Source organism: Novosphingobium oxfordense (assembly GCF_044029435.1).
Classification (GTDB): Bacteria; Pseudomonadota; Alphaproteobacteria; order Sphingomonadales; family Sphingomonadaceae; genus Novosphingobium.
Genome location: NZ_CP147005.1, coordinates 2,349,884 through 2,365,378, shown reverse-complemented (window position 1 = coordinate 2,365,378; position 15,495 = coordinate 2,349,884). Strand labels below are relative to the sequence as shown.

Annotated in this window: 9 protein-coding genes; 4 read left to right on the top strand and 5 right to left on the bottom strand. The window is 65.6% G+C overall.

What is annotated here, in order from left to right; genetic code table 11:
• Positions 1–350: 350 nt before the first annotated feature.
• The gene (locus WBP07_RS10965) at positions 351–3,005 is read right to left on the bottom strand and encodes a TonB-dependent receptor (RefSeq protein WP_395391092.1); all 2,655 of its coding nucleotides are present in this window, start codon (positions 3,003–3,005) and stop codon (positions 351–353) included.
• Positions 3,006–3,372: 367 nt separating this feature from the next.
• Between WBP07_RS10965 and WBP07_RS10960 the strand changes: the two genes are divergently transcribed.
• On the top strand, positions 3,373–3,639 hold the full coding sequence (locus tag WBP07_RS10960; protein WP_395391091.1) for a hypothetical protein: 267 nt from the start codon (positions 3,373–3,375) through the stop codon (positions 3,637–3,639).
• On the opposite strand, the gene WBP07_RS10955 is transcribed toward WBP07_RS10960, so the two are convergent.
• From WBP07_RS10955 to WBP07_RS10940, 4 genes are all read right to left on the bottom strand, one after another.
• Positions 3,636–4,409 (bottom strand): DeoR/GlpR family DNA-binding transcription regulator, encoded by a 774-nt coding sequence (locus WBP07_RS10955; RefSeq protein ID WP_395391090.1) that lies wholly within the window; start codon positions 4,407–4,409, stop codon positions 3,636–3,638. The genes WBP07_RS10960 and WBP07_RS10955 overlap by 4 nt on opposite strands.
• Before the next feature lie 69 nt (positions 4,410–4,478).
• Positions 4,479–5,555, bottom strand: coding sequence for an L-rhamnose/proton symporter RhaT (rhaT, locus tag WBP07_RS10950; RefSeq protein ID WP_395391089.1), 1,077 nt, complete (start codon positions 5,553–5,555; stop codon positions 4,479–4,481).
• Between the two features lie 30 nt (positions 5,556–5,585).
• Positions 5,586–6,731 carry an FMN-dependent L-lactate dehydrogenase LldD gene (gene lldD / locus WBP07_RS10945; protein ID WP_395327770.1) on the bottom strand — a complete coding sequence of 382 codons (1,146 nt, stop codon included), beginning with the start codon at positions 6,729–6,731 and terminating at the stop codon, positions 5,586–5,588.
• Complete coding sequence (locus WBP07_RS10940) at positions 6,731–8,146, bottom strand: FGGY-family carbohydrate kinase (protein ID WP_395391088.1); 1,416 nt, start codon at positions 8,144–8,146, stop codon at positions 6,731–6,733. Before WBP07_RS10940 ends, lldD begins: the two co-directional genes overlap by 1 nt.
• A gap of 120 nt (positions 8,147–8,266) precedes the next feature.
• Here WBP07_RS10940 and WBP07_RS10935 point away from each other — a divergent pair, with 120 nt between their 5' ends.
• The 3 genes from WBP07_RS10935 to WBP07_RS10925 all read left to right on the top strand — a co-directional run bounded on the left by WBP07_RS10935 (position 8,267) and on the right by WBP07_RS10925 (position 15,353).
• Positions 8,267–10,405: a bifunctional rhamnulose-1-phosphate aldolase/short-chain dehydrogenase gene (locus WBP07_RS10935; RefSeq protein WP_395391087.1), complete on the top strand. Its 2,139-nt coding sequence runs from the start codon at positions 8,267–8,269 to the stop codon at positions 10,403–10,405.
• An 80-nt stretch (positions 10,406–10,485) separates the two neighbouring features.
• Positions 10,486–11,778: an L-rhamnose catabolism isomerase gene (gene rhaI / locus WBP07_RS10930; RefSeq protein WP_395391086.1), complete on the top strand. Its 1,293-nt coding sequence runs from the start codon at positions 10,486–10,488 to the stop codon at positions 11,776–11,778.
• A gap of 149 nt (positions 11,779–11,927) precedes the next feature.
• The gene (locus WBP07_RS10925; protein WP_395391085.1) at positions 11,928–15,353 is read left to right on the top strand and encodes a glycosyl hydrolase; all 3,426 of its coding nucleotides are present in this window, start codon (positions 11,928–11,930) and stop codon (positions 15,351–15,353) included.
• Positions 15,354–15,495 lie beyond the last annotated feature (142 nt).

Here is a 15,495-nt window from a genome sequence, read left to right as displayed (position 1 = left end):
GCGGGCATGAACCGCGCGGATATCCTTGCCTTTGCCCCTGAATGCGGTGCCGCGCGAATTGAGGCGGCGCAGGTGCCGCAGGGTGATGATTTTGCGGCATAAGGTTACACTTTCGCACGCGGCCGGTTTCGTGCGGCAGGACCGTGTCAACCGTGTCAACCGCGGTGTCACCTTGTGGGCGTGGAGGCGCCAGGCACGAAAAAAGGGGCGCCGGGAGGAGATGGCGCCCCTTTTCAAGGTTACGGCCTGTATGGGCAGGCCGGTTATGGGGCCCCGATGGAGGCGGGGCCCGATCTGGTGGATCAGTGCTTGCCCGATCTGGAAGATCGGTACTTGCCCGATCTGGAAGATCAGTACTTGAAGGTGACGTCCGCCAGGTAGCTGCGGCCGTACTTCTCATAACGGGCGATCTGGTCGGGATCGTTGTTCCAGTAGAAGCGGGCGGCCTGGTTGGTCAGGTTGTTGGCCTGCAGGCGCACCGAGATATTGCTGTTGATCGCGTAGGACACGCTCGCACCCAGCGTCGTCTCGGATTCAAGACGGGTAAGCTGCGAGGAATCCCAGCCGTAGATCACGGTGTAGGGGCTGTGGTGCTTCAGCGCCACGCGGGCGTCGAGGCCGTGGGCGGAATACCAGAGGTCGACCTCGCTGGTGAACTTGGTCAGGCCTACGCCGGGGAACGGATTGCTGGCGGGGGCCAGTTCCTTGATGTTCGAATCGACGACGCTGGCATTGGCGTAGATGCCGAAGTTTTCGAGGCCGACGAAGTAGAACGGCGTCTGCAACGTGGCTTCCAGGCCGGCGATGTGGCCGCCCTTGCCGTTGGCCGGCGCGGTGACCGAATAGCTCGCGCCATCGATGATCTGCTGCGTCTGGGTGTAGCCGATGTTGCTCGACACATCCTTGTAGTAGCCAGCCAGCGCGATGAGCGAGTCCTTGTGGAAGTACCACTCAAGCGAAAGGTCTGCCTGGTTCGCCATGAACGGCTTGAGGTGCGGGTTGCCGCCCGATGCCGTGTTCTGCGGCGGGTAATAGCTGAGCGCAAGGTTGGCGCGCAGCTCGTCCAGCGGCGGACGCGACATCACGCGGGCCAGGCCGGCGCGCAGCTTCAGCGTCTGGGTCAGGTTGAAGTTGAGGTTCAGGCTGGGCAACGCGCGCAGATACTTGCTGTTCTCGCGGATCGGCGACGTGGAGGTGACGTTGGCCTGAAGCGCGTCATCCCACGAGGTGATCTGCGAATAGGCGTTCGAATGGGTGGACACGTCCACGAAGCGCACGCCCACGTTGCCGGTGAAGAACGTGCCGGCGAAGTCCGCCATCACGTAGCCTTCGAAATTGTCTTCCTTCACGCGCCAGTACTGGCTGGGATCCCAGACCGGATCGGCGAGCGAGAGATAGGTGCCGGCCAGCTGCTTGTAGTTGCCCCAGAGCAGGTCGGGCACGTTGAAGGTGCCGACGGAGAACTGAGTGAGGTAGCTGGGGTCGATGGTCACGTCGCCGCCGCTCTGCGTCGAAACCGCGGCGGTAGAGGCATTGTAGCTCTTCACGCGGTTCGAATAACGCAAGCCCGCGCCGAAGCCGGTGAAGAAGCCCTGGTCGAGGTGGCGATAGACGTCGAACTGCGCGGCACCCAGATCGTCCCGCAGGCGCTGCGGGCCGTCATACTGGCCGGCATAGTAGCTGGGCACGGTCTGGTTGTTGACGTCGGCCGGATTGCCGCTGACCGAAACGGTCGGCACGGTGTTGCGCCCGGTGGAGAAGGTCGTCGTGTCCGGATAGGACTCGGTATAGATCGCCCCCCACGAGTTGTCGCGGCGCGCGCGCGAGTACGAAGCGTCGAACTTCGCGGTCCAGTCGCCATTGTCGTACTTGGCATTGAGGCCGGTGACGAAGAGGTCCTTGTCCTCGGTATACTGGGCGATCGCGTTGGTGACCGACGAGAAGTTGTTCAGCGTCGCGCCGGTGATCGTGTTGCCGGACAGGGTGTAGCTGCCGTCCTGGTAGATGTCGCCCGGTCCGCCGATGGTGCCGCCCCAGTCGCCCCAGCCGTTCGAGCGGCCGTACCACTGCTGCGCCTGATGCTCGTCGATCTTCACCTTGGAGTAGAGCGCGTCGAGGTTGATGTCCCACTCGCTGGTGGGCTTCCACTGGATCGCGCCGGTGGTGGACCAGCGGGTTTCCTTCAGGCCCTTGATCTCGGTCTGCGCGCCCCAGGGGGCGTTGATCGGCTGGCCGTCGAGAGTTGGCGGGGTGCCGGTGTCGACGGTGTTGTAGCCCCAGCCCTGGAACGAGTTGAAACCGTTCTTCTGGCGCTGGAACGTGCCGCCGACGACGACGGCGAGCGTGTCGGTCAGGTGGCCGACGTACTGCGCACTGCCGCGCGAACCCCAGCCGGAATAGCCGGGAATGTCCTTGCCGCCGTCATTGTAGAGCGCGCCGGCGCGCACGGTGAGGGCCGGGCCGGAGTAGTCGAGCGGGCGCACGGTGCGGATGTCGATGCTGGCGGCGACGCCGCCGGCGATCAGGTCCGCCTGCTGCGACTTGTAGACGGTCACGCCCGAGACGATTTCGGACGGATAGATTTCCCAGCGGACGTTGCGGTCCGGCTCGGACGAAGCGACTTCGCGGCCGTTGATCAGGCCCAGCACAAGGCGCGGGCCAAGGCCGCGCACGGCTGCCTGGCTGGCATTGCCGCGATCGCGCGTGGCGGTGACGCCGGGCAGGCGGGCCAGCGAATCCGCGATGGTGACATCGGGCAGGACGCCGATGTCCTTGGCGCTGATCTGTTCGGTGACGACGGTTTGCGCGCGCTTGGCGTTGATCGCGTCGCGCAGCGAGGCGCGCAGGCCGGTCACGACGATATCGTCATTGCTCACGCTCTGGTCGGGCGCTGCGCTGGTGGCGTCGGTCGATTGTGCGAATGCCGGCTGCGCCAGTGCCTGCACGCCAAGTGCGATGGCGAGCGCGCTGGACGCACGGAATGCGGTGCGAAGTTTCAGGTCCACGTATCCCTCCCAATAAGCAGATGTCTTATTTATCCGATAAATATATTTGTCGGACATGAAAGTCAACGCGGGCTCCGGTTTGGCCCTTAAGTCGAGGCTCTGCGCGGGTTTGCCGGAGATGCCCGGAAACTGCGGAGTTTTGAGGTTATCGCTAACATCCCGAGGGTCGGGCAGGTATCTTGATTCGCCCCGCGAAGCGTGCGGGGCGCCGGTTATAGACGGAGAAAATGCCCAACGATCGGTGGCCGAACCATCGGCGAGACAGGCCGGGCACAGCTCAAGCGGCTTTACCGAATGGACAAAGTGGCAGTCTTCATGCGATGCCGGACAGGCGTAATGCGATTACGGGAGCCGGACCATCGAAGCCTTGGTAACCCTTGTTACGGTGCTGGTCCTGCTGGTGGGCATGCCGTACTTGATCGCGTGGTTGAAGGGCCGGGAGGCGCGCAAGCGGCAGAAGCGGCCATTCGGCACGGGCTTCGAGGGAGCGTTCGACGTGTTCGATCCCGCACGGGCCCGCGCGATGCAGACCATCCAGCTTCAAGAGGAAATCGGGCAGGCCGACGAAGGCAATCAAGGTGAACTGATCGTCCCCGCGCGTGCGAAGCCCGTGCGTGGGGACGATCGGGCTTAGGCTACTACCACCCGCACGCCGGCCTCACGCAGTCGGTCTGCCATGTCCTGCGGGATGCCGGAATCGGTGACCACCACGTCCACCTCATCCAGCCCGCAGACGATCGCGCCGGAGGAGGAGCGGAACTTGGAACTGTCCACCAGCAGGATCACTTCCTCTGCCCGGTCCATGAAGCGGCGCTCCGCGGCGACGAGGATCACGTCCTGCTGCATCACGCCCTGCGGGCCGACTGCCGCCGCGCCCATGAACAGCTTGGGCGCGTGGAAGCGGGGCATTGAATCCTCGCCCGCCGGGGCCAGGACGATGTTCTGTTCGCGGAAAACCGTGCCCGAAGGCAGCAGCACCCGCGTGCCCGGCTGCGGCAGCAAGGCCTGCACGATGTGGAGGGAGTTGGTTAGCACCTGACAGTCCAACCCATCCAGATGCGCGCACATCTGCAAGGTGGTGGTGCCGCCGTCGAGCATGATCGCCTCGCCCGGCTGGCAGAGCGCGGCGGCGGCCTTGCCGATGGCCTGCTTGGCGGGAAGGTGCTGGGTGATCGATTGCTCGAACGGCGTGCCGGCGAGGCCCGGTTGGCGATCCGCGCGTTCCTCCGGGAGTTTGGCACCGCCGTGGACGCGCAGCAGGTGGCCTTCTTCCTCCAATCGGGAGAGATCGCGCCGGATCGTCGCGGGAGAGGCGGCAAGCTGCGCTTCCAGATCGCGATAGGTCACGAAACCGCTGGGGCGCAGGGCTTCGAGGATCAGTCTTTCACGCTCAGTCGAATGCATGGGTTCCTGTCCGCCTGAATGGGGGAACGCTATGCGCTCCCCCATGCCGCCAATTTCGCTCAAAATCCATCAAATCGATCCACCGGCGTCCAGCATGTTGCCAACGCCGATCACGATCGTTGCCCCCAGCAGCATGCCGATGCCGGTCAGCACCGTGGCGCGCGTGCGGCTGCTGGCGCCGCGCCATTCCTTCAGTGCGAAGCCCCAGAGCGTGGAGAACAGGATGATCGACGCCATGTGCAGCGTCCATGATGAGAAGCCGTAGCGGCCCATCTGGCTCTCGCCCATCGTGTAGAAGAAGAACTGGAAGTACCACAGCGTGCCGCCCAGCGCGGCGAGCAGGTAGTTCGCGAGAAGAGGCGCGCGGGAATTGCCGCCTTCCTCGCTGCTCTGTCCGAAGAACTGGCCGAAGCTGCGGTTGCGGCGGATCAGTAGCGCACACCAGATGAAGTTGGTGGTCAGGCCGCCCGCCAGAACGACGCAGAGCACCGGCAGACCCTGGCTCAGCGGATCGGTGCCGGCGGCCAGGGTCAGGTCGCGGATCGGCTGGCCGGCGTCGAGCCCCCAGGCGAAGCAGCCCGACATCACGCCGGAGAACACCGCGATCAGCAGGCCCTTGCGCAAGTTGAACTCGGCCACGCCTTCGCTGGCCCGGCCGCCCAGATCCTTGTCCTTGGAGTGACCCGCCCGTGCGACGACGACGATGGCGACCAGCGTGATCAGGATGCCCAGCAAGGTCAGCTGGCCGCTGGTGCGGCTGGCGATCTCACCGATGGTGCCGTGGAAGATCGGCGGGCCCATCGTGCCGATCACGGTGGTCAACCCCAGCGCCACCGCCATGCCGAGCGACAGGCCGAGGTAGCGCATGGTCAGGCCGAAGGTCAGTCCGCCGAAGCCCCACATCACCCCCCAGAACCAGCACCACAGCAGGGTGGATGTCGGTGCGGAGGCCAGCACGCCCAGCAGATTCTCGGTCCGCAGCGAGGCGAAGACCCACGGCGCGATCAGCCACGAGAAGATGCCCCCGGCCAGCCAGAAAATCTCCCACGACCACAGCTTGATGCGCTTGTACGGCACGTAGAAGCTGGCCGATGCAAAGCCGCCCAGCCAGTGAAACACGACGCCGAGCGCCGGATTGCCTCCCATCGGTGTAGTATCCTCTCGTTCTGATTGTCGTTATGTTTCGGCGAGACAGCTGCGGTTGATTTCCGAGATCTTCGTCGTGCCGGTAAGCGCCATGGCGACGCGCATTTCGGCCTCGATCAGTTTCAGCATCTTGGTCACGCCGGCCTCGCCCCCGGCGCCCAGCGCCCAGGCCCATGCCCGGCCCAGCAGCACGCCCTTGGCGCCCAGCGCCAGCATCCGCACGACATCGAGGCCGGAGCGGATGCCGCCGTCTGCCAGCACCGTCATGCGGTCCCCCACGGCATCCACGATCGGTGGCAGGGCGCGGGCGCTGGACAGTACGCCGTCAAGCTGGCGGCCGCCGTGGTTGGAAACGACCAGCCCGTCCGCGCCCAGCTGCGCAGCTTCCTTGGCATCCTCCGGATCGAGGATGCCCTTGATGACCAGCGGCCCTTTCCATTCGGAGCGGATGAAATCGAGGTCGCGCCAATTGATCGAGGGGTCGAAATTATTGCGCATCCACGCGAAGAAATCCTCGATCCCGGTCTTGCCCTGAAGCACCGGGGCGACGTTGCCCAGCGTGTGCGGGCGGCCGTTGATGCCGACGTCCCAGGCCCAGTCCGGCTTCACGGCGGCCTGGGCGAAGCGCCATGCCGCGCCTTTCAGGCCGCCGGTGCCGGCAAGGCCGGTGTGATAATCGCGATAGCGGCTGCCGGGCACCGGCATGTCCACGGTGAAGACCAGCGTGGAGCACCCCGCCTCAACCGCCTTGGCCAGCAGGTCCTTCATGAAGGCACGGTCGCGGATCATGTAGAGCTGGAACCAGAACGGCTTGCTCGCCGCCGCCGCCACTTCACCGATCGTGCAGGCGCCCACGGTGGAAAGCGTGAAGGGCACGCCCGCCTTGTCCGCCGCGCGCACGGCCTGACACTCGCCGCGCCGGGCGTTGAGGCCGGCCAGGCCGATCGGGGCGAGGGCGACGGGCAGGGCCAGCTTCTGGCCGAACAGTTCGGTCGAAAGGTCCAGCGCGGAAACGTCGCGCAGCACGCGCTGGCGCAGGGCAAGCCCGGCGAGGTCGGAGACATTGCGGCGCAGCGTCTCCTCGGCATAGGAGCCGCCGTCGATATATTCGAACAGGAAGCGCGGCAGGCGCCGGCGTGCGGCCTCGCGGAAATCGGGGATAGAGGCGGTGATCATCAGGCAGGCTCCCGCACGTGCTCGCGCCATTTCGCGCGGTAGGCTTCCAGATCGCCTTCGAGCGGCTCGACGCGGCGCAGGCCGCCTTGTGCTGCGAGCAGCGGGTTGATCAGGCGCAAGGCGCCGAACGAGACGTCGTTGTGGGCGTTGGCGACGTAGACCTTGGTTTCCGGTCGCAGCGCGGCGAGGGCACGTACGAAGACTTCGGCATCGGCGAAGCGTCCTTCGATCAGCAGCCGTTCCTTCGATCCGATCAGGTCCAGCGAAGTGTCCGCGACCATCGCCGCATAGAGGCAGATCGCGGCGCGGCGGGCGTACCAGGTGCCGGCCCATTCGGCGGGGCGGTTCATCCATTCCGCCTTGCCGTCGGGGTAGGGGCCGAAGCCCGGCGCCAATGTGGGCAGCATCATCGTGCCGCGTTCTAGCAGTGCGGGCACGGCCTCCATCAGCTTGGGCTGGTCGGGGCGGATATCGACGCGGCGGGTGTCGATCTCGATGATCGATTCGATCTCGCGCCCACCCATGAACCGGGCGGAGGGCACCGGCCAGCCATAGGCATCGACATTGACCAGCGTGTCGCGCGCTTCCGGTAGCGCGGAGATGGCGAAAGGCTCTGCCGCAAGGCGCATGGCGATGAACCAGGTGCCGGTGGAGAGGATCGTCGCCTCCTGCCGGGCGATCTCCGCAAAGCCGCGCGCGGCGAGCAGGGCGGCGTTGGAATCGTGCAGGCCCGCCAGCACCTTGGCTGTGGCAGGGAGCCCGGTTTCGGCGGCGAGTTCGGGGCGCAGCGTGCCGACCGCCTCGCTGGCTTTCACCAGCGGCGCGAAGCGGTCCGCCCAGCCAAGGCGCTGGGCCATGGGGGAGAAGCGGGCGTCGGCCGGGCACCACAAGTCGGTATGGCAACCCAGGCTGGTCACTTCGCTGGCCATCGCGCCGGAGAGGAACCATGCCCAGTATTGCGCCCAGGGCACCAAAGTCGCGCGGGCCATTTCCTCAGGATACTGGCGCGCCATCCAGTAGACTTGCGTGCCCAGGTTCAGGCCATCGGGCAGGGCGGGCGAGCCGGTGAGGGCGAAGCGATCGCGTTCCTTGCGATAGGCGGCCATGACATCGGCGGGCGGCGTCTGCTCGTAATCGATCGGAGCGAACAGCAGGCCGTCCTGATCCAGCGCGGCAAAGCCTGCGCCGTGCGCCACCGGGATCAGCGCTTCCACCGGATGACCGGCCCAACCGCGCAGCGTCGCGCGCAGCCACTGGCCGATGCCGTCCGCATCCAGCCGGCGAATCCCGTCCGACTCGCGCACCATATTGGGCCGCACCTGGCGGTCGATCATGCGGCCGCCCTGCGTCCACAGCGTCAGCTTGCTGAGCGTCTTGCCGATGTCGACGACGATGAAAGTGCCGTTCCCTGCCATTCTCTCTGCCCATTTTCTCGAACGTATCACCATGCTTGAACATGGTGTTGTTTGATTGGATTTGATCGTTTAGTATCGAATCAGATTGAACCTGAAAAGAGGTTTCGTTAGAGGATGCCCATGGACACTATCGCACCGGCCAAACCGGCGGCTCAAAGCGCCGCGCTTCCCTTCTCGGTCCCCTCCAGCCGTTGGGACGAATCGGTTGCCGCCACGCTTTCTCCCGCCGAACTTCTGCTTTACCGTTCGAACCTGCTGGGTTCGGACCTGACGGTCACCAATTTCGGCGGCGGCAATACCTCGGCCAAACTGGAAGAAATCGATCCGCTGACCGGCGAAACGGTCGAAGTGCTCTGGGTGAAGGGGTCGGGCGGCGACATCGGTTCGATGAAGCTGGACGGCTTCGCCACGCTCTATCAGGAAAAGCTGCTCGGCCTTGAAAAGCACTATGGCGGGGCTGACGACGACGACAAGATGGTCGGCTTCCTGCCGCACTGCACGTTCAACCTGAACGGCCGCGCTGCCTCGATCGACACGCCGCTGCATTCGCTGCTGCCCTTCGCGCATGTCGATCACGTCCACCCGGATGCGATCATCGCGCTGGCCGCCAGCTCGGGCGGCGAAGCGGCCACTAAGGAAATCTGGGGCGGCAAGATCGGCTGGCTGGGCTGGAAGCGCCCCGGCTACACGCTGGGCGTGATGCTGCGCGATTACGTTGCGGCCAACCCCGGCGTGGAGGGCGTCATGCTTGCCGGCCACGGCATCATCTGCTGGGCGGACAGCGCCAAGGCCTGCTACGAACACACGGTAGACCTGATCGCGGATGCCGCGAACTACCTCAACGCGAAACTCTCCGAAAAGCCTGCTTTCGGCGGCGTAGTCCAGGCCTCTTTTGGCCACTCCTCCTCCTCGGACCGCGCGGCCATTGCTGCCGACCTTATGCCCCGCCTGCGTGGCAACATGACGGGTGCACGGCGTAAGGTCGGCCATTTTTCGGACGATGCAGAGGCGCTGGAATTCGTGAACTCGGCCGAGTTCGAGCGGCTTGCCGGGCTGGGCACGTCCTGCCCCGATCACTTCCTGCGCACCAAGATCGCACCCCTCACGCTCGATCCCACGCGCCTTCAGGACGATGCCTACCTAGCGCAGAAGATTGCCGATTATCGCCAGATGTACGCAGCCTATTACGAGCGCTGCAAGCGTCCGAATTCGCCGGCGATGCGCGATGCCAACCCGGTGGTCGTGCTGGTGCCGGGCGTGGGCCGCATCACCTTCGCCACGGACAAGACCACTGCGCGCCTTGCGGGTGAGTTCTACGGCAACGCCATCAACGTGATGCGCGGCGCGGAAGCCATCGGCGACTACATCGCGCTGGACGAGCAGGAAGCGTTCGACATCGAATACTGGCTGCTTGAGGAAGCCAAGCTGCAGCGCATGCCTGCGCCGAAGCCGCTGGTCGGCCGCGTGGCGCTCGTCACCGGCGGCGCCGGCGGCATCGGTGCCGCCACCGCCGCGCGGCTGATGGCCGATGGTGCCTGCGTGCTGCTGGCGGACCGCGATGCCAACGCGGTGGAGGAAGTGCGCGCCGGCTTCGCGAAGCAGTTCGGCAAGGACGTTGTCCGCGCCGCCGTCTGCGACGTGACCGACGAGGCGCAAGTCTCCGCAGCCTTCGCCGTGGCCGCACGGGAATTCGGCGGGCTCGACATCCTCGTCGCCAATGCCGGCATCGCCTCCTCGGCCCCGATCGAGGAGACCACGATCGAGCTGTGGAACCGCAATTACGACGTGCTGGCGCAGGGCTACTTCCTCACCAGCCGCGCCGCATGGCCGCTGCTGAAGGGCATGAAGGAGCAGGGCGGTACGTCGGTGGTGTTCATCGGATCGAAGAACGGCGTTGCGGCGGCCACCAATGCCTCTGCCTATGCCTCTGCCAAGGCGGCGGCGAACCACCTTGCGCGCTGTCTGGCGCTGGAAGGCGCAGCCCACGGCATTCGCGTGAACGTCGTCAACCCCGATGCGGTCATCAAGGGCAGCAAGATCTGGGACGGCGACTGGCGCAAGGAACGCGCGGGCGCCCATGGCATCGACACCGGCAAGGAACTGGAAGAGCACTACCGCAACCGCTCCATGCTGAAGCGCGACGTGCTGCCCGCCGACATTGCCGAGGCGGTCTATTTCCTGGCCGGCGACCAGTCGGCGAAATCGACCGGCAACATGATCAATGTCGATGCGGGTAACGCGCAAGCGTTCACGCGCTAAGAAGTCTATTCGGGGAATGCGCGAACCGGTGCATTCCCCTTTCCGGCGCTGCGGCGTTGGATGCGGAAGAGGATAAGAGAATGAGAAGATTGCCGATTTCCGACGAACTCATCGCCGAAGCCAACGCCCGCGCGGCGGACGCGCTGGAGGATGAATACGCCTCGCTCGGCCGCAAGCTGGAGCGTTCGGGCATCGCCATCGATGCGATCAAGGACAAGGTTGCCGGCTTCTCGGTCGCCGTCCCCTCGTGGGGCGCGGGGCGCGGGGGCACCCGTTTCGCCAAGTTCCCGATCGCGGGCGAGCCGACCAATGTGCATGAGAAGCTGGAAGACTGCGCGGTCATCAACCAGCTTTCGCGGCTGACGCCGCGCGTCTCGCCCCACTTTCCGTGGGACAAGGTGAGCGATTACAAGGCGCTGCGCGAAGAGGCAGCCAGTCTTGGCCTGGGCTTCGACGCGGTGAATTCCAACACGTTCCAGGACCAGAAGGACCAGGCGCACACCTATGCCACCGGCTCGCTCTCCTCGACGATCGAGGCGACGCGTCAGCAGGCGATCGAGCACAACATCGAGTGCATCGAGATCGGCAAGCAACTCGGCTCCACCGACCTGACCGTGTGGGTGGGTGACGGCACCAACTTCCCCGGCCAGCAGGACCTTGGCCGCAGCCTGGACCGCTATCTGGACGCCGCCGCTGAGGTCTACGCCGCGTTGCCGGACGACTGGCGCATGCTGCTGGAACACAAGATGTTCGAGCCGGCGTTCTACTCCACCGTCATCAGCGACTGGGGCTCTTCGATCCTGGCCGCGCAGGAACTGGGCCCCAAGGCCAAGTGCCTGGTCGATCTGGGCCACCATGCGCCCAACGTGAACATCGAGCAGATCGTGGCCCGCCTCCACCGCTTCGGCAAGCTGGGCGGCTTCCACTTCAACGACAGCAAGTACGGCGACGACGATCTCGATTCCGGCTCGATCAACCCGCACCAGCTGTTCCTGGTGTTCAACGAACTGGTCGAGGCGGAACTGGCCCCGCGTGACGGTTTCCGCCCCGCCTACATGATCGACCAGTCGCACAACGTGACCGATCCGATCGAATCCATGCTGTCCTCCGCCGAAGCCATCGGCTCCTGCTATGCCAAGGCTCTGCTGGTGGACCGGGAGGCGCTGCATCTGGCGCAGGAAGCCAACGACACGATGATGGCCTTCCAGGCGCTGCGCCGGGCCTACAATGTCGACGTCAGTCCGATTCTTGCCAAGGCGCGCGTGGAGGCGGGCGGCGCGGCGGATGTGCTGGCGGTCTACCGCGAAAGCCGTTGGCGCGACCGCAAGGCGCAAGAACGCGCGGCCGTGGGCCTGGGCGCCGGGATCGTCTGATCCCGCGCTATACACTTCGGCGCTGAGGGGCTTCCCAGGCCCCGCCGAAAAACCCTTCTCGCCGGGGCGGACCCGTCCCGGCGGCAGGGCAAGAACAGAACAATCACGACAATAAAAATCCACACAACCATCTGGATCCGGGAGGGACTATGCCGATCCATTCGTTTCGTACCGTGCTGTGCGCTGCAACCTCTTTGGCTACGGCGCTCGTCGCCGTGCCGTCTCTTGCGCAGGAACAGTCTGCTGCAGCCCCAGGCTCTTCGGCTGCACCTGCCGCCAATGCTCCGCTGGAAGAACAGTTCCGCGATCCGCCCAATTCCGCCCGCCCGCGTGTCTGGTGGCACTGGATGAACGGCAACATCTCCAAGGACGGCATCGCCAAGGACATGGCGTGGATGAAGCGCGTGGGCATCGGCGGCCTCCAGAACTTCGACGCCAATCTGCAGACCCCGCAAGTCGTCGATCACCGCCTGGTCTACATGACGCCGGAGTGGAAGGACGCCTTCCGCTTCGCCGCGCATGAGGCGGACCGGCAGGGGCTGGAACTGGCCATCGCCGCATCGCCCGGCTGGTCCGAAACCGGCGGCCCCTGGGTCAAGCCCGAGGATGGGTTGAAGAAGCTGGTCTGGAGCGAGACGCAAGTCAGCGGCGGAAAGCGCTTTGCCGGCAAGCTGGCTTCGCCTCCGGGCGTGACCGGGCCCTATCAGGACCTGCCGATGGGCAAGAGCATCGAGGAGATGATCTCGGGCCAGAAGGGCGAGGAACCGCCGCAGCACTATCAGGACGTGGCCGTGCTGGCGGTCCCGCTGGCGGCCAGCATCGCCGCCGTGCCGACCGCGACGCTGGCGGACGGCACCGCCATCGACGGCAAGGCTATCGGCGACAGCGACCTCACCACCGGCATCGACGTTCCTCACGGCACGCCCGACCAGCCCAATGCGGTGCTGCTGACGTACGACAAGCCGCAGACCATCCGCTCCGCCTCGATCTTCCTGCCCGGCGCCCGCCAGATGTTCGGCGGCCCTGCCGTGGCGCCGGTCCTCGAAGCCAGCGACGATGGCAAGACCTGGCGCAAGATCGCCGATTTTCGCGTCGAGCAGGTGCCAACCACCATCGCCTTCGCCCCGGTGACCGCGCGCAATTTCCGCGTAGTGCTGACGCCACTATCGGCTTCGATGTCGAACATGGGCGCGCCCGCTCCGGGCATCATCATGGACATGGGCGCGATGATGGGCGGGGCTGCGAAAATGCCGTTCCGCCTTGTCGACCTGCGCCTTTCTCCCGAAGCGGTGATCGATCAGGCGCAGCTCAAGGCCGGCTATGCGATCCCGCACGACTACTACGATCTGGGCACGCCCGGCGACGGCGCGAAGGGCGCGGACGTTGCCAAGGTGATCGACCTGACCGGTAAGCTGCGCGCGGACGGCACGCTGGACTGGACGCCCCCGAAAGGTGAATGGCGGGTGATCCGCTTCGGCTATTCGCTGCTGGGCACCACCAACCACCCCGCGCCGGCCGAGGCGACCGGGCTTGAGGTGGACAAGTTCGATGGCGATGCCGTGCGTCGCTACCTCGAACACTACATCGGCATGTACAAGGATGCTGCCGGGGCGGACATGGTGGGCCAGCGCGGCGTGCGCGCGCTGCTGACCGATTCCATCGAAGTCGGTGCCGCCAACTGGACGCCGAAGATGGTGGAACAGTTCAAGCGCCTGCGCGGCTACGACCCGACCCCGTGGCTGCCCGCGATCACCGGCACCCTGATCGGCAGCCGCGAGGACAGCGACCGCTTCCTCTACGACTATCGCCGCACCCTGGCGGACCTTATGGCTAGCGAGCACTATGGCACCGTCGCCAAGGTGGCGCACGAAAACGGCCTGAAAGTCTATGGCGAGGCGCTGGAAGACCATCGCCCCTCGCTGGGCGACGACATGACCATGCGCAGCCATACCGACGTACCGATGGCGGCGATGTGGACGCATTCGCGCGAGCAGGGGCCGAACCCCAGCTATCTGGCCGACATCAAGGGTGCGGCTTCGGTGGCGCATCTTTACGGGCAGAATCTGGTCGCGGCGGAATCGATGACTGCCGCGCTCAACCCGTGGAACTTCGCGCCGAAGGATCTGAAGCGGATCATCGATCTGGAATTCGTCACCGGCGTCAACCGGCCGGTGGTCCACACGTCGGTCCACGTGCCGGTGGACGACAAGAAGCCCGGCCTCTCGCTCTTCATCTTCGGCCAGTATTTCAACCGGATGGAAAGCTGGGGCGAGATGGCGAAGCCCTGGGTGGACTACATCGCGCGCTCGTCCTTGCTGCTGCAGGAAGGCCGCAACGTTGCCGATGTCGCCTACTTCTACGGCGAGGAAGCGCCGCTGACCGGGCTCTACGGCGACAAGCCGGTGGCCGATGCCCCGGTGACGCACGCTTACGACTTCCTCAGCCACGATGCGCTGACCGGGCTGCTCACCAACGACGGCAACGAAGTCGTCGCGCCGAGCGGAGCGCGTTACCGAGCGATCTACCTTGGCGGATCGTCGCAGCACATGACCCTGGGCGCGCTGAAGAAGCTGGCCGCACTGGTCGATGGCGGCGCAACCGTGATCGGCGCGGCGCCCACTTCAACGCCAAGCAAGATGGCGGAGCAGGGCGGTACCACGGGCGAATGGACTGCGCTGGTGGCCAAGCTCTGGCCGGGTAGCGGGGATGCTTCGGTCGGAAAGGGCCGAGTGATCGCCAGTAGCGACGTGGAAGGCGCGCTCAAGACTCTGGGCGTCGCGCCGGACTTTGCATTCACCGGCGGCACGGCAGGCGCGAAGATCCCGTTCCTCCACCGCCGCGACGATGCGGGTGAGATCTACTACCTCACCAACCCGCAGGCGAGCGCGCAGAGCATAGATGCGCACTTCCGCGTTACCGGCAAGGTGCCCGAACTCTGGCACCCCGAAACCGGATCGCACGAGCCGGTCAGCTACCGCATCGAGAATGGCGAGACGGTGGTGCCGCTGAACCTCGTGACCGACGACGCGGTCTTCGTGGTGTTCCGCAAGCCCGCCAGTGCGCAGAGCCTGACGGTGACGGAGCAGAAGCAGCAGGCACTGGCCTCGCTGGATGACGGCTGGACGGTACGTTTCCAGGCGGACCGCGGCGCGCCCGCTTCGATCCAGATGGCGAAGCTGGCCCCGCTGAACGAGAATGCCACGCCCGGCGTGAAGTACTTCTCCGGCGAGGCGACCTATTCGCGCAGCTTCACGCTGCCGAAGGGGGCGAAGGCCGGGCAGCCGCTGTGGCTGGACCTTGGGCAGGTTGGCGATCTGGCCGAAGTGCGTGTGAACGGCCAGCCGGTCGGCGCGGTATGGCATGCGCCCTATCGCCTGGACATCGGCAAAGCGGTGAAGAGCGGCACCAACACGATCGAGGTGAAAGTGGCGAACCTCTGGGTCAATCGCCTGATCGGCGATGCCCAGCCGGGCGCCCAGAAGATCACCTGGACAGCGATGCCGACCTATAAACCCACCGCTCCCTTACGGGCCTCGGGGCTGATCGGGCCGGTAGTGCTGCAAGGCGGGAACTAAACTAGACCGTCATTCCTCCTTTGGAAGGGGAGGAATGACGGTCATCGCAACTGCTACTCCGTCATCCCCGCGCAGGCGGGGATCCCGCTTGTTCTTGCGCGCGTGGCAGAAGGAAGCGGGGCCCCCGCCTTCGCGGGGGCGA

Bases quoted from the DNA above. Each gene is read 5' to 3' on its own strand.
- WBP07_RS10955 (WP_395391090.1), bottom strand. From the start codon at position 4,409: ATGCATTCGACTGAGCGTGAAAGACTGATCCTCGAAGCCCTGCGCCCC.
- rhaT (WP_395391089.1), bottom strand. From the start codon at position 5,555: ATGGGAGGCAATCCGGCGCTCGGCGTCGTGTTTCACTGGCTGGGCGGC.
- lldD (WP_395327770.1), bottom strand. From the start codon at position 6,731: ATGATCACCGCCTCTATCCCCGATTTCCGCGAGGCCGCACGCCGGCGC.
- WBP07_RS10940 (WP_395391088.1), bottom strand. From the start codon at position 8,146: ATGGCAGGGAACGGCACTTTCATCGTCGTCGACATCGGCAAGACGCTC.
- WBP07_RS10935 (WP_395391087.1), top strand. From the start codon at position 8,267: ATGGACACTATCGCACCGGCCAAACCGGCGGCTCAAAGCGCCGCGCTT.
- rhaI (WP_395391086.1), top strand. From the start codon at position 10,486: ATGAGAAGATTGCCGATTTCCGACGAACTCATCGCCGAAGCCAACGCC.
- WBP07_RS10925 (WP_395391085.1), top strand. From the start codon at position 11,928: ATGCCGATCCATTCGTTTCGTACCGTGCTGTGCGCTGCAACCTCTTTG.